Consider the following 15,561-nt stretch of genomic DNA (forward strand, 5'->3'; position numbering starts at 1 on the left):
GACTCTCTTTCTCATCGTCAGTATTGTCATCATCAGCGTTTGATCGCCCGAGGTTGGCCATGATGGACAGGTTTTTCGCCCTGGTTTTGCTGAGCCTTTCCGCCTTCTGGATGACGCCGCTCTACGGCGCGATGCTGGAAAAAGGCGTCATGGACGCTGCGGCATGGGATCCTGATCAGCAGTCGCGACTCAAGCTCCAGGGAGAATGGCGCTTCTATCCCGATCGTTTTGTGAACGCTGAAGATATGACGAATCTCGAAAGCCTGCCCCATATGCTGATTAAAATGCCCGGACAAAGCTGGGAGGAGGCGGGCTATCGGAACCAGGGGCACGGGACGCTGGCCGTTCGCCTGGAGCATCTGCCTGCGGGACGCCTGGGTCTTCTGATCGATCAGTTCTTCAACAACTACCGCAGTTTTTTTGCTTACACCGACGGGGATGGCGCCTGGCGCGTGCAGCCGCTGATGTCTGTGGGGAAGGTTGGGACGGATAGAGACAGCAGCATTCCGCAGAGCCGCAAGAAAGTGACGAGCCTGCCTGCTGTGAAAGACGGCTGGCTTTTGATTCACGTCAGTGAATATACGATAGATGCGACCTACCGTTCGACGCCCAGTCTCGGACGCTTCCCGGCGATCTTCCGCGACGAGATCACTCACACCCGCTGGGAGTCGTTTTTTGTCCTGGGCGCTTTCTTTATGCTGCTCGTTTCCAACCTCGCCCTTTTCCTGCAAAGAAGGGATGACCGCGGCAGCCTTCATATGGCGGCCTTTGCCCTGGTCATGGGCGTGCGTTTCACCTCGACCGAGGGGCTCTGGGGTGAAGCGTTCACAGCTCCGAATACTTTCGTTTGGCTCTTCGGCGTTTTCAATATCCTAATGGATCTGCCTCTTGGTCTTCTTTGCATCATGCTTTTTCTGCATCACAGTTTTCCCAAGTATATCGTGCCCTGGATGGTGCGCAGCAATCAGGTGTTCGTGGCTGGCTGCGTGGCGCTTGCCGTATTCTCCTTTCCCAGCGTTCCTCAGGTCCTGATGATCCTTGTCAATGGGATCTTCCTCGTGGTCCCACCGCTACTCATGGTGCAGACCATTCGTGCGGCTTGGAAAGGGCAAAGGGGAGCGGGCCTTTCCGCGCTGGGCCTTGGCCTTATGATCATCGCCATGCTGAATGATATCCTGGTGGCCGTGAATAATGCCTATGATGCGCCTTACCTTGGGCAATACGGAATGCTGGCCTTTATCATCACCCAATCGCAGGTGGTCGGCAAGAATTTCGCGCACGCCTTCCGCACAGCCGAGCGTCTGAGCCGGGATCTGCGCGTGGAAGTGGAGCGGCAGACCCGGGATGCCAAGACCATTCTTCACAGCGTGCAGCAGGGTCTTATGACCATCAATGCCGACGGAGCCATCAATGATGATTACTCCCGCTTTGTGACCCAGATCCTGGGGGACAAGGCGCCCGAGCGGCAGAATATTCGCAAGATATTTTTGGATCGCAGTGATCTGACGCGCGAGGCCAAGGATATGACCATGACCATCCTCGAAACCAGCGTCGGTGAGGATGCCATGAACTTTGAAACGAATGCCGGGAATCTGCCGAACACCCTGCGTTTCGAAGGCGGTCGGATCCTGGAGTTGGATTGGCAGCCCGTGGTGAACGAGAAGACGGATCTGGTCGAGAAGATTCTTCTGGCCATCAAGGACGTCACCGCATTGAAGGCGCTCGAAGCGAAGAACCAGAAAACCCAGCGCGAGATTGATATCATCACCCGTCTTCTGGAGATTTCGACCGAACGCTTCATGCTCTTCTATAAGTCATCGCGGGAGCTGCTCGAAGAAAGCCGCAGGCTGGCCGGGCAGACCAGCGGGCACAATGAGGAGACGCTGCGCCTCCTTTTTGTAAACATGCACACCATCAAAGGCGCGGCGCGGACCTATCACTTCTCGGAAATCACCAACTCGGCCCACGAATGCGAGCAGTATTATGCCGATGTCCAGAAAGGGATCATGAGCTGGGATCGGCAGAAGGCGCTGGCCCTGCTTTCCGATGTGGAGGCCCCGGTGGATGAATACTTCGCGATCAATCGCTATAAGCTGAAGCGCGAACCGGAAGAAAACATGGCCCGCATCGATTTGAAGCTGGTGCGTGATCATATTCTGGAACTGCAGAAATTAAAGCGCATGGACCTGGACGCGGATCTGATGCCCTTTGTCACGCGGGTCAAGGATACCTTCTTCAACATTTATTTCTCGGACGCGCGCACCTTCTTCGAAGACATGACATCCAAGCTGCCGTCGCTTGCCCGTGATCTGGGCAAGGAACCCCCTGAGGTGGTGATTCGCGGCGCGCATGTGGGTTTTACCGTTGATGGGGCCGAGATTCTGCGGAAGACTTTTGTGCACCTTCTGCGCAATGCCGTCGATCATGGTCTTGAGCCGGCCGATGTGCGGGTGGCCAAAGGCAAAAAACCCTCGGGCACGATATTCATCGATCTGCGTGAACATCCCGATGGGTATTTGGAGATTGATCTGAGCGATGACGGGGCCGGCCTCCGCCTCGATCGCATTCATGATAAGGCCAAGGGCATGAAGCTTTTCCATGCGGACCATAAGCCGAGCATTGAAGAGATCGCCAACTTCATCTTTGTGCCGGGATTTTCCACGGCCTCCAGTGTTTCGGAAATTTCAGGGCGGGGCGTGGGCATGGACGCCGTGCGGAAAGTCCTGGCCGATGCCGGGGGCCAGATCTTTATTCAGCTTTTGGAGCAGCCGCAGGCAATCAAGCCGGTGGCCTTTGCCTTCCGGATCTTCCTGCCGCATGAGCATTGGGCGGAATTGAATGCAGCGCCACCCAGCTCAGGTTCAGAATCCGCTGCTTGATTCAGGCCAGGATGCTAGTCCGCCATCATCCTGCCTGAGCCTCCCATTTCTTTGGGCATATCCATTAACTTGGAAAGCCCATCATGCATGTGAAGAACAGTCTCACCATAGTTGACATGAACCTCGGGCTTGAAGGGAAACCTGGGGATGACCGCCGCGTAGACGTCAGTCAAACCAAGGCCTGGATGTTCCGTCAGAACATGCCCGCCGCATACCTTGCACCATTTGCGGGTGCTTCGATCGGTCTTGTTATACGAGGCCAGCTGATCGCTTCCTTGGGTGAGGCGCACCGCCTGCGGCGACCAAAGTGTAAAGGCATTCACCGGGCTTGCGGACCAGGCGCGACATGACTCGCAATGGCAATATCCCATGGCCACAGGGCTGCCTGTCACGCGAAGCTCAATCGTGCCACAGAAACAATGTCCCACATACTCATTATTATCCATGGATTTTCCCCCTCATTCCCGGGTTCGGGCTGTTCCCTGCACTGTATGCGAAAGCATTGTTTGCAGGAAGGCGGGGGTATTATGCAGCGAAAGGGGTTCACGAACCGCTGCTTGTTTCCTTGGATGGATTCTCGTCACCGTTGAGAGCGGTGTAGATATTCATGGCAACTTTTTCGCTCACGCCTTTGACATGCATCAGGCGTTCGAGGCTGCTGCCACGGAGCGCCTGCAGGCTACCGAACTCCTGCAGAAGCCTTTTTTTCAAGGTCGGACCCACACCCGCGATATCATCCAGCACCGAAGCATGCGAGATCTTCGAGCGCTTTTTCCGGTGATAGGTGATCGCAAAACGGTGGGCTTCATCCCGAATCCGTGTCACGAGACGAAAGACCGGCGTGCCTTCTTCAAGCTCAATGGGATCCTCGCGATCCGGTAAAACGAGGCGTTCCTTGGAATAACGCACGGCCGCCGAATCATCGCGCAGTCCCGTATCAATCCGGGCCTTGGCGAGGCCCACGAGCGGCAGGCCGAGCTGCGGAAAGCGGACGAGCACATCCATTGCGGCCCGGACCTGGGGTTTGCCGCCGTCGATGATCATAAGGTCAGGCAGATCATCATCCCGAATGCCGCGTTCGATGCGCCGCTCCATGACCTCGCGAATGCTCGCGAAATCATCCGGCGCGCCGGTCACGGTTTTGATTTCGTAGCGGCGATAGAAATTCTTCGCCGCCTTGCCATCGATGAAACAAACATCCGAGGCCACGATCGCCGTGCCCTGAAGGTTCGAGATGTCGATGCATTCAATGCGTTTCGGAGGATTCTTGAGTTCCAGCGTTTCCTGGAGCATCTGCAGGGCCACCTGGCTTTGATCATTCAGCTGACTGTTCTGCTCCCACTGATGGCGGGCGTTTTTTTCGGTCAGCTCCAGGATGTCCTTTTCCTCTTTGCTTTTCGCGCGGCGGATCAGGGTTTTCGTTTCCTGGTTCTGGGTCAAAACGCTGGCCAGTTCGTCACTGAATCCATCGACGTCACGCACCAGAATGAGGGGCGGCACCTGACGATTGCTGTAATACTGCAGAATAAAGGATTCCAGGGCTTCCTGAAGACTGCCTGCGGAATCCTTCGTAATAAAGGAATCGCCCCCCAGAAGGGCCCGATTGCGAATCGTGCTGACCTGAAAGGACAGAAAGCCCGGCGCTTCCACGACGCCCACGACATCCGCATCGACCGTCTGATCAAGGATGGCGACCTGGGCCTGGGTGATGGATTCGATGGCTTTGATCTGATCGCGGAACTGGGCGGCCTGCTCATATTTTTCCGACAGGGCGGCCTCTTTCATCCGCTCTTCGAGCTGCTTTTTAAGCTGCTTGACGTTCCCTTCCAGCAGCGAAACCGCGCCCTTCATAATACTAATGTAAAGATCGCGATCCACAGGCCGCGTGCAGGGGCCGAGGCACATCTTCATATGATAGTAATTGCAGGGGCGCGTGGCGGCCTTGAATTCATGCGGCGAGCAGCGGATCAGGGGGAAAATGCGGTAAACCTGCTTCAGCAGCATCCCAAGGCGCGATGAACTGCCGAAGGGCCCGATGTAATGCGCCCCATCCTCCTTGCGCCGACGCACTTTTTCCAGGCGGGGCCAGGGATCATCAAAACAAACGCGCAGATAAGGGTACTCCTTATCATCACGCAAAAGGATATTGTAACGCGGAGCATGGTGCCGGATCAGAGTCCGCTCCAGAAGGAGCGCCTCGACCTCGGTCTTGGTGAGCATCAGATCAAAGTCCGTGATCTCATGCACCAGGGCCCGCGTTTTATGAGTGTGCTGACCGCCGCTTTGAAAGTAACTGGAAACCCGGTTCTTCAGATTCTTGGCTTTGCCCACATAGATGATGGTCCCTTTCTGGTCCTTCATCAGGTAGACACCCGAATCCTGCGGCAGCTGCTTCAGCTTATCTGCCAATAAAGTCATGTATTCAAACTTCCCGCTTCGTCCATGTAAACGAGGAGCGTATCCTTGAGTGCCGCGATGGTGTCGCGAATCTCAGCAGCTTTCTCGAAATCGAGTTCGGCGGCTGCCTTCTGCATCTCTTTTTGTTTCCGCGTGATCAGTTTCTCCAGCTCGCGCACCGACTTCACGTTGTGCTCGCTCAGGAGTTTATCCGCCGAAACCTTCGGCTGATGATGATCATCCGTGCTCAGGCCATAAATTTCACGCAGACTCTGCTGCATTTCCTTCTGAATGGTCTGGGGCGTGATGCCATGGTCCTGGTTATATTGCACCTGGATGCGGCGGCGACGATCGGTTTCATCCATGCACTCGCGCATGGCCTGCGTGATGTGATCAGCAAAGAAGAGCACCCGGCCGTTCGCATTCCGCGCCGCCCGACCCACGGTCTGGATCAGCGACGAACGGGAGCGGAGGAAGCCTTCCTTATCCGCATCCATGATGGCGACCAGCTGCACTTCGGGAAGATCAAGACCCTCGCGCAGAAGGTTGATCCCGATCAGAACATCTATAGTGCCCTTCCGGAGGTCCCGGAGGATTTCACTGCGTTCGAGACTTTCGATATCCGAATGCAGATACTTCACTTTAATACCAAGATCGCGGTAATAGGAGGTCAAGTCCTCGGCCATGCGCTTGGTGAGCGTCGTGATCAGAATGCGGCCACCGACTTGGATCGTCTTTTTGATTTCGGTCAGAAGCTCGTCGACCTGATTGGAGATCGGCCGGATTTCAATCTGAGGATCAATCAGTCCGGTCGGGCGAATGATCTGCTCAGCGTATTTACCGCCGGTCTGCTCCAGCTCGTAACGGCCCGGGGTCGCGGACACGTGGATGATCTTATCGGTGCGTTCCAGGAACTCTTCAAATTTCAAAGGCCGGTTATCCAGCGCTGAAGGCAGGCGGAAACCGTAATTCACAAGGTTTTCCTTGCGAGCCCGATCACCGCGGTACATCGCGCCGATCTGGGGAACGGTGATATGACTTTCGTCGATGATGGTCAGAAACTCTTTCGGGAAATAATCGAGCAGCGTCGGCGGCGGTTGCCCCGGAGCTGCTCCGGTCAGATAGCGTGAATAGTTCTCGATGCCGGGACAGAAGCCCAGCTCTTCGAGCAGCTCCACATCATGCATAGTGCGCTGTTCGAGTCGCTGGTATTCCACCAGCTTGTTCTCCTCCTTCAGCTCCCGCAGGCGCACGCCCAGATCATGAAGGATTTCGCGCACGATGGCGCGCATGTCATCGCGTTCGGTGACGTAGTGCGAATTCGGATAGATGGCGAGCGATTCGTGAGTCTTCACTTTTTTGCCGGTCAGGACATCGAAGACCGAGATGGCTTCGATCTCGTCGCCGAAGAATTCGACGCGAACGCCCTGATCCTTCTGATGCGAAGGAAGAATGTCCACCACGTCGCCCCGCACACGGAAGGTACCCCTCTGCAGGGCCGTGTCATTGCGTGTGTATTGGATATCAATCAGACTTCGCAAAAAAGTATTACGAGCCAGCTCGTCGCCCTTCTTGATATTCACCACGAGGTTGGCATAGCTGGCCGGCGAACCGAGACCATAGATACAGCTGACGCTCGCCACAATAATGACATCCTTGCGTTCAAACAGCGATTGCGTGGCTGCGTGGCGCATTTTGTCGATGTCATCGTTGATCAGAGCATCCTTAGCTATATAAGTATCGCTGCCGGGTATGTAGGCCTCGGGCTGATAATAGTCATAGTAGCTGATGAAGAAGCCTACGGCGTTATTGGGAAAGAGTTCTCGGAATTCCGTGAAAAGCTGAGCCGCCAGAGTTTTGTTCGGCGCCATAACAAGGGTGGGTAACCCCGTTCGGGCAATGATATTGGCCATCGTGAAGGTCTTTCCTGACCCGGTGACGCCGAGCAGGACGTTGTGTTTCTGACCCTGACGAATGGATTCTGTAATGGCGGCGATAGCGGTTGGCTGATCGCCCTTGGGGACGAGGCCCTCGGTCAATTGGAAGTCCATGCGCATCCCTTCTTGTGCCGGAACCGTCTCACGCAAGGTTGCGTGCGGTTTTGGCAGTGGGCCGATTCTCGCAAAACTTCTGCTCAAATAAAACTGTTTCTTGTTGGTAGCAAACGTGGATCTGATTTAAAATCAGGGCTTCTTTTAGACTAGCACGTCGCGACGGCCGAATAGAGGCCGGTTTGAAACAGGTTGTCCGGTCGAAATTTTCAGCGAATTTCCAAGCAGTGCTGAGCGAATAGCGTCCATAAAAGGATTGGCGCTACATGGAAATTATGATAACTAAGGCGGTCATATGACGATCGCCACTTGCGCGCGAGACGCAGCTTTCTCTGTGGGTTTTTCGTGGCAAGAGACTCAGCAAGTTGAGACTGAAGCTATCTTCCTCATTTATTGAGTTTGCATCCGTCGATATTGATTTTTCCCGTTAAGGAGGCTGTCGTTGGCTACTGTGACTAAGACTTTCTCTCGCTTAGCAAGGCTTTGCCTGCTGCTTGCATTGCTGATTCCCAGTGCGTGCGGGCGCGGCAACAAGTTCTGGACCAACTACTGGACGCCCGGTGATACGGTTGACAATGTCGGCTATCATCCCGAGCAGCCGATTGAGTTCCCGCACAACCTGCATGCCGGGACACGTCAGATCCCTTGCGAGTATTGCCACTCCGCGGCACGTCGCTCCGCAACGGCGGGAATCCCTCCCCTCAACACCTGTATGGGTTGCCACCAGTACGTTCGCACCGACAAGGATGCCATCAAGTATCTGAAGTCGAAGTGGGAATCGAAAGAGCCCGTGGTCTGGACCAAGGTTCACGACCTTCCTGACTTTGTCCGCTTCAGCCACCGTCCGCACGTGCAAAAAGGCATCGATTGCGCCGAGTGTCACGGCAACGTCAAGGAAATGGTGACTGTGCAGCAGGCGAAGTCCATGCAGATGGGCTGGTGTGTGGAATGCCACCAGGCTAACCAGGCCCCTATCAACTGTTCGACCTGTCACTACTAAAAAAAGAATAAATAAGACTTTTACCGAGGCAGCGCGTCTCGTCTTGAAAGGGAGTTGTTAGATGAGGAGTATCGATAGGGATCTCCGTGGTCTGGAAGACAAGCCAGAAGTCTTTGCGGCCGAAGATCAGCCATTCGAAAAACCCGCCAAAGAGTTTGTGCCGGGGCCGTTCTACATGAACATCGAAGAGGTTATGCCCGATCTCGGCGAGACTCAGGATCGCGTAGCCCAGGAAGAAGGCAAGAAACTGCCTGTCGACCGCCGTGATTTTATGCGCCTCTTCAGCGCAGGAGCCATGCTGGCAACAGCTGGTTGCGTGTACCGTCCCGTTGAAAAAGCAGTTCCCTACGTTGAGCAGCCCAAGGATTTCATTCCGGGCGTCGCAAACTATTACGCGACGACCATCGACCGCGTCGGCGTTGTGGTGAAAACCCGCGAAGGCCGTCCGGTGTTTATCGAAGGCAATCCTGAGCATCCTCTGAGCCAGGGTGCGACGACGGCTCTTGCCCTGTCCGAGCTGCAGGCTCTTTTTCATCCCGACCGTCCCAACGCTCCCAAGGCGAAACTCGGCGATCAGATGACTGCTGTGACCTGGGACGAGATCTATGACGCTCTGAGCGCCAAGGTGAAGACCGCGAAGAAAGTCGGTATTCTCACCAAAGGCAGCACCGGCCATAGCCAGCAATTCTATAAAGATTTCCTCAGAACGATCGGTCAATCGGAAGACAACCTTTATGTCTACGAGACCAACGCTCTTTATAATGCCGTTTCCGAAGCCCATCGTTTGGCTTTCGGCGTGGACGGCATGCCACGTTCCGACCTGCGTCGATCGAAGCTTTTGATCGGTGTGGGCACCAACTTCCTCGAAGGGAACGGCGGCGTCGCCCCGATCTTCGAAAGCAAGAGCTGGTCGGTGGGTCACACCTTCCGCTCGGGCGCCAAAGGTCGTTTTGTTCAATTCGAGTCGCGCATGACCGTGACCGGCGGCAAGTCGGATGAACGTCATGTGATCGGAGCCGGTGATGAACTGGCTGTGACACTCGCATTGGTTGAAGCTTTGCTGAACCGTCCTGAATCGAAGGGTTCAGCCGGCGACAAAAACAGCATCCGTGCTGTGGTCACAGCTAACAAAGCTTTGATCGACGAAGCCAAGACCCGCCTGAAGCTCGATGAAGTCATCAATAAAGTGGCCGGCGAAGGTTTGAGCAAGAAAGCCGTGCTGCTCGCCGGTGAATCGGGTGCCTTCAGCAAGAACGGAACCCAGGTGCAGTTGGCTGCGATCATGGCCAACGTCCTCCTTGGTGCGTATGCGGATCGCCTTCTTTATTTCGATCAAGGCTGGTTCAAGAACCCAGGCCGTCCCGGAGATGTGGCTCGCTTCGTGAAAGACGCTGCGACCTACGATATGCTCTTCGTCATCGACGTGAACCCTGCGTTCACCCTGCCCGCCTCGACTGGAATCGACGCCGCTTTGAAAGGCATCAAATCCATCGTTTCCATGCAGCCGATGCCGACCGAAACCTGTCAGTACGCAGAATTCCAACTCAACACCCACAATCCTTTGGAAGCCTGGGGTGATGAGGAGCTGGTGGCCGGCTTCTGGTCGATCCAACAGCCTGCGGTCCGTCCTGTGGCGAACAGCCGTCAGCCGGAAGACATCCTCCTTTGGACCGCGAGCAAGTTCGGTAAACCTGTTGGTCCTTACGCCGACTACCGTGCTTACCTGCGTGACAAGTGGACCCGTATTTACAAAGAATCGGGTATCAACAAAGACTTCGATACCTTCTTCAAAGCCATCCAGCGCAAAGGTTTCTTCGTCACTCAACTCAGCAAGCGCGATATGCCTGCGCTGAAGGATGTGAGCGCCGCCGTGAAACCGGCTCCCGTGAGTGCTGGCTTCAAACTCGTGGCTTACCTCGACGGTAAACTGGGTGATGGTTACGGTGCCGACCGTCCTGTTCTGCAGGAAGCCGGCGATTCCATGACCACGATCGCCTGGGACACCTGGGTTGCGATCAATCCGCATAAAGCTCGCGAAATCGGCGTGAAGTACAACGATGTCGTGGTCATCAAAGGTCCGAACGGTTCCTTCGAAGCCACTGTGTATCCGATGCCAGGCCTGCACTACGATACCATCGCAGTGCCCCGCGGTAACGGTCATAAGCTCGCGACCAGCCGGGTTAGTCAGCTCGTAGGTATCGATCCCATGGTCGCCCTCGCCTACGAAACCGATCCTTTGACAGGTGATGTGGTCACTGCGGGTCAAACCGTGGAAATCACGAAAACCGGCCGCTTCTATCAGCTCTGCTCGCAGCAGAAGCACAATGATATTGCCAACCGCTTCGATATCATGCCGATCATTCCCATGGGCCAGGCCGTGGCGAACGTACGCAAAGAAAAAGATCTCGACAGCGTACCGGATCTTTATCCTTCGCATGTGCCCAAGGAAGGCGATCTGCGTGGATCCAGCTGGCTCTTCCCCGAGTGGAAGGCGAGTACCCAGTACCGCTGGGGCATGGCGATCGACCTTGAGCGTTGTACCGGTTGCGGCAACTGTACGGTTGCGTGTGACCTGGAAAACAACGTGCCCCAAGTGGGTCGCGAGCAGGTCCGCATGGGCCGCCGCATGCACTGGATTCGTATCGACCGCTACTTCAGCGGCGCTGTTGATAATCCTGAAGTCAGCTTCCAGCCTGTGACCTGTCAGCACTGTAACCACGCGCCTTGCGAGGCTGTGTGTCCCGTGTTCGCCACGACGCATGAACCGGAAGGCCTGAACGCTCAAACTTATAACCGCTGCGTTGGTACTCGTTATTGCGCGAACGCCTGTCCTTACAAAGTTCGCCGCTTCAACTGGTACACCTACAAGTGGAACGTCATGGGCGACAGCCCCATGGATCGCAACCCACGCGCTCTGAACCCGGATGTGACCGTTCGTACTCGCGGCATCATGGAAAAATGTACGTTCTGCGTGCAGCGTATCCGTGATGCGAAGCACAACGCCAAGCAGCAAAACCGCATGGTGTTCGACGGTGAAATTCGTCCAGCTTGCCAGACGGCTTGCCCAACCGATGCCATCGTCTTCGGCAACCTCCTGGATCCGAATAGCCGCGTAGCGCGCGCTCGCAAAGACAACCGTGCTTTCCTTCTGCTCGGCGGCAATCCCGAGAAGAAAGAGTACGGTCTGAAAACTTTGCCGAACCTGAACTACATGGCGAAAGTGAAGCATGACGGAACAGAAGGCTTTGCAGCCGGCGATGGTCACGACCATGGCGCCGGTGAACCTGGGCAAGGGCATCCTTAAGACAAACGACGACATCTAAGCGGAGCATTTGGATGAGCGAGGAAGTAAAGTGGAACAGGACGATCTCAGACGTCAATGATGGCATTTTAGCCAATCTGGGAAAGCCGCACCCAACCTATTACATAGCTTGGGCCGGCGCGATTATCTTTCTTCTGATCGGTGCGATCACCTGGGGTTTGGAAATCACCTACGGTATGGGGATCACGGGTAAAACCAGTCCCGTCTACTGGGGTGTTCTGATCACCGACTTCGTTTTCTGGGTCGGTATCGGTCACGCCGGTACTTTGATTTCAGCTATTTTGTTCCTGTTCCGCGCGAAGTGGCGTAACACGGTGAACCGAAGCGCTGAAGCTATGACGGTCTTCGCTGTGATCACCGCGGGTCTTTTCCCGCTGATCCACGTCGGTCGTCTGTGGGTTGCGATGTACTGGATTCCACCCCTGCCGAACACCAACAACCTGTGGTCGAACCTTCGTTCACCATTGGCCTGGGACTTGTTCGCGATCTCGACCTATCTGACCATTTCGCTCCTTTTCTGGTACATGGGTCTGGTGCCTGACCTGGCATCCATCCGTGACCGCGTGAAAGGCGTTCGTCGCATCATCTACGGCATCATGTGCTTTGGCTGGCGCGGAACAGCGAAACAGTGGCACCACTATGAAGCCGGTTACGGTTTCCTCGCGGCCCTCGCCACACCCCTCGTACTTTCGGTTCACTCCATCGTTTCGTGGGACTTTGCGATGTCCATCCAACCCGGCTGGCACACCACCATCTTCCCACCCTACTTCGTTGCGGGTGCTATCCTTTCCGGTTGCGCGATGGTTTATACCCTGCTCGTTCCGGTTCGTAAGATGTTCCGCATGGAAGAGTTCATTCGCCCTGAGCATCTTGAAGCTTGCGTGAAGCTGACTCTTCTGACGTCAACCATCGTGTTCTACGCTTATGCCATCGAATTCTTCGTCGCCTGGTACTCGGGCAACCCTTACGAATGGGGTGTCTTCGAGAAGCGCGCGATCGGTCCTTACGCGTTCTACTTCTGGGTGATGGTGTTCTGTAACTGTATCTTCCCCATGATCTGGTGGTCCAAGCGTATGCGTAACAACGTGGCCGTGTCCATGCTTGTGGCGATCCTGGTCAACGTCGGCATGTGGTTCGAACGCTATAACATTATCGTGTCGTCCTTGGTTGAAGATTTCTTACCTGGTTCGTGGGGCCACTTCCAGCCCTCGCTTGGTGATATCTGTCTGTCCCTTGGTAGCTTTGGTTGGTTCATGTTCTGGTTCCTGATCTTCTGCCGATTCTTCCCGATCGTGTCGATGTCGGAATTGAAACTGATCATGCCCAAACCATTAAGCAAGAAGCATCATTGATTAAGGTGGCTACCCATGAGTAAAAGACCAGGTGGAATCTTAGCTGTTTATCAATATCTGGATAACCTCGTCGATGCGATGAAGGCGGTTCAAGCCCGTTCTGATTGCGCCGGACACGAAGTATTCAGTCCGACCTCGTATCACGAGATCGAAGAAGCCTTGGACGCAGGTCCAAGTCCAGTCCGTTGGTTCACCCTTTCCGGCGCTATGACGGGAACTGTGACCGGTTTCGGTTTGGCCCTGTGGCTTGACTATGACTGGCCGCAGGTGGTGGGTGGTAAGCTTGCCGGTCTCTATTCCGTACCTTCGTACGTGGTGGTCGGTTTCGAGCTTACAATTCTCTTCGGTGGTTTGATGACGATTCTCGGCATGCTCGTCATGGGCCGTTTGCCGAACCCCAAGCAACGTATTCTGGACCCTCGCTTTACCGATGACCGTTTCGGCATCTTCGTGCCCAACGCGTCGCTCGACAGTGAGCAGGCCCGGCTTCTGAAGTCGTTCGGCGCTGAAGAAATTCGTATCATTGAGTCGAAGTGAGGAAAGGCAAATCATGAAGCATCTGGCGACCAAGCTCGCGTTGACAGCTCTGACCCTCACCGGCGTCAGTGCCTGCAACCCCCATGGTCGGAATACGACCAAACTGCAATACATGCCTGATATGGCCGACAACCCCACGGCGAAGACTCAGGAGACCTACCTGAATCCTCCCGATGGTGCCGTCACCATCAATGCGATCCTTTATCCGGAAACTCCTGAACTCGCGGAGCAGGAACTGCGCAATCCCTTCGGTGAGGGAGCCCAGGTCAGCCGCGATGTAGTGAACAACGGTAAAAAGATGTTCGACACCTACTGCGCCGTCTGCCACGGTCCGGATGGCAAAGGCAAGAGCCTGATGGGAGATGCCTATCCGCTGGCCCCGCCTGACCTGACGCGTCCCGATCTGGTGGCTCGCAAAGACGGGTTCTTCTTCTTCCGCATCTCGAATGGCGCCAATCTTATGCCAGCTTATGCTCACTCGATTTCCCCGCATGAGCGCTGGCAATTGATTACCTATCTGAGAACCCTGCAAGTGCAGCCGAAATAGGAAGAGGAACCTCGATGAGTATCGCCAAGGATCTTTATAAAGAAAAAGAGTCATTGTTTCTGACAGGCTCATCCACCCTGCGCATGGCTGCGCTGGTGGGAATTGTCATTGGCCTCGTGGCTGCTGGCATAGGCTTCTTCACGCACCAGGGTCCCCGCGTTTGGGGCGCCTTGCTCTTCAACCTGTTCTTCTTCTTCTGTCTTGGTTTCGGCGCCATGGCTTTCGCCGCCATGCAGGACGTGATCGGCGCCACCTGGGGCCGTCCCATCCGCCGGATTCAGGAAGCTTTCGGTGCTTTCGTTCCCGTCGCGTCCGGGCTTTTCGTGGTCTTTATCATCGCCGTGATGTTCGACATCGGCGGCGCTGGCAAAGTCTATCGTTGGATCGCCAACCCTGACATGCTGCATCACTTCTGGGGCAAGCGCTCGTGGCTTCAGCCCAACCTGATGTATGCACGGGTCTTCTTCATTCTGGCCCTTCTCACCTACCTTGTGATCTGGCAGCTCCGTCTGACCCTGAATCGTGACAAGGCCTGGCTTGAAGGTCGTCATGACGATGCCGTTTATCTGGGTGAAGAAGTCCGCGTGAAGACCAAGTACTGGAGCGCACCTATTTTGGTTTGCTACGGCGTGGGTTTCACCTTCCTCTGCTTTGACGTGATGATGTCGCTGTCGCCCACATGGTTCTCGACCCTTTGGGGCGGTTGGCAATTCGCGGTGATGATGCAGACGCTGATGGCTGCCCTTCTGATCACCATGTTCTCTTTGAAATCGCACCGCATCGGTGAGTTCATCAAGCAGCAGCAGTTCCACGATGTGGGCAAGCTGATGCACGGCTTCACGATCTTCTTCGCTTACCTGACCTATGCTCACATCCTGACCTACTGGTACGGTAACGTTCCTGAAGAGACTGAGTATTACATCCACCGTTTGCATGGCCCATGGCTGTACTTCGTCTACGCGATCCCGCTGCTCGGGTTTGTGGTGCCGCTCTACCTCCTGATTCCCAAGTGGGCGAAGTGGTCCAAGACTTGGACCATCACCATGTCGACTGTCATATTGTTTGCGCAGTGGCTGACCTATCAGCTGATCGTTCAGCCTGAAGTGATCAAGCATGAAGACTTCCTGAAAGGGATCGGTCCTTTGCTTGAAGTCGGGATGTTCCTGGGGATTGCGGGTCTGTTCGTGACCACATTCTTCTGGTTCAGCCGTCGCTATCCGATGCTTCCTGTGGCTGACCCGCTTCTGGAAGAGGCTGTCCACGGCCATCACTGATCCCAGTGCATGACTATGAAAAAGCCGGCTTTTTGCCGGCTTTTTTTGTTTTATCCGATGTAAGCTCCATGGAGCCAGAAATAGCAACAGAACAGCACACTGAAATTGACTAACCACCTCATATCCCAGTCCTCCTTGCTTGAAATTCCTTGCATCCAAAGAGCTGGAAGGCGTTTCGGCAAAATCCCATTGGAATCAAGAC

At 55.2% G+C, this 15,561-nt stretch carries 10 protein-coding genes; 7 read left to right on the plus strand and 3 right to left on the minus strand.

What is annotated here, in order from left to right; genetic code table 11:
• Positions 1-59: 59 nt before the first annotated feature.
• Positions 60-2,879, plus strand: coding sequence for a 7TM diverse intracellular signaling domain-containing protein (locus VFO10_RS21430; RefSeq protein WP_325144023.1), 2,820 nt, complete (start codon positions 60-62; stop codon positions 2,877-2,879).
• Positions 2,880-2,893: 14 nt separating this feature from the next.
• On the opposite strand, the gene VFO10_RS21435 is transcribed toward VFO10_RS21430, so the two are convergent.
• The 3 genes from VFO10_RS21435 to uvrB all read right to left on the minus strand — a co-directional run bounded on the left by VFO10_RS21435 (position 2,894) and on the right by uvrB (position 7,327).
• The gene (locus tag VFO10_RS21435; protein ID WP_325144024.1) at positions 2,894-3,325 is read right to left on the minus strand and encodes a GFA family protein; all 432 of its coding nucleotides are present in this window, start codon (positions 3,323-3,325) and stop codon (positions 2,894-2,896) included.
• 97 nt (positions 3,326-3,422) lie between these two features.
• Complete coding sequence (gene uvrC, locus VFO10_RS21440; protein ID WP_325144025.1) at positions 3,423-5,297, minus strand: excinuclease ABC subunit UvrC; 1,875 nt, start codon at positions 5,295-5,297, stop codon at positions 3,423-3,425.
• Positions 5,294-7,327 (minus strand): excinuclease ABC subunit UvrB, encoded by a 2,034-nt coding sequence (gene uvrB / locus VFO10_RS21445; protein ID WP_325144026.1) that lies wholly within the window; start codon positions 7,325-7,327, stop codon positions 5,294-5,296. Before uvrB ends, uvrC begins: the two co-directional genes overlap by 4 nt.
• A 499-nt stretch (positions 7,328-7,826) precedes the next feature.
• Here uvrB and VFO10_RS21450 point away from each other — a divergent pair, with 499 nt between their 5' ends.
• From VFO10_RS21450 to VFO10_RS21475, 6 genes are all read left to right on the plus strand, one after another.
• The gene (locus tag VFO10_RS21450) at positions 7,827-8,327 is read left to right on the plus strand and encodes a cytochrome c3 family protein (protein WP_325144027.1); all 501 of its coding nucleotides are present in this window, start codon (positions 7,827-7,829) and stop codon (positions 8,325-8,327) included.
• A 61-nt stretch (positions 8,328-8,388) separates the two neighbouring features.
• Positions 8,389-11,631, plus strand: coding sequence for a 4Fe-4S dicluster domain-containing protein (locus tag VFO10_RS21455; RefSeq protein WP_325144028.1), 3,243 nt, complete (start codon positions 8,389-8,391; stop codon positions 11,629-11,631).
• A gap of 32 nt (positions 11,632-11,663) precedes the next feature.
• Complete coding sequence (gene nrfD, locus VFO10_RS21460) at positions 11,664-13,001, plus strand: NrfD/PsrC family molybdoenzyme membrane anchor subunit (RefSeq protein ID WP_325144029.1); 1,338 nt, start codon at positions 11,664-11,666, stop codon at positions 12,999-13,001.
• A gap of 15 nt (positions 13,002-13,016) precedes the next feature.
• Positions 13,017-13,538, plus strand: coding sequence for a DUF3341 domain-containing protein (locus VFO10_RS21465; RefSeq protein WP_325144030.1), 522 nt, complete (start codon positions 13,017-13,019; stop codon positions 13,536-13,538).
• A 13-nt stretch (positions 13,539-13,551) separates the two neighbouring features.
• Positions 13,552-14,085, plus strand: a complete 534-nt coding sequence (locus VFO10_RS21470; protein ID WP_325144031.1) for a c-type cytochrome — start codon at positions 13,552-13,554, stop codon at positions 14,083-14,085.
• A 14-nt stretch (positions 14,086-14,099) separates the two neighbouring features.
• Entirely contained in the window at positions 14,100-15,359 is a 1,260-nt protein-coding gene (locus VFO10_RS21475) for a hypothetical protein (RefSeq protein ID WP_325144032.1), read from the plus strand.
• Positions 15,360-15,561 lie beyond the last annotated feature (202 nt).

This window comes from Oligoflexus sp. (genome assembly GCF_035712445.1).
Lineage (GTDB): Bacteria > Bdellovibrionota_B > Oligoflexia > Oligoflexales > Oligoflexaceae > Oligoflexus.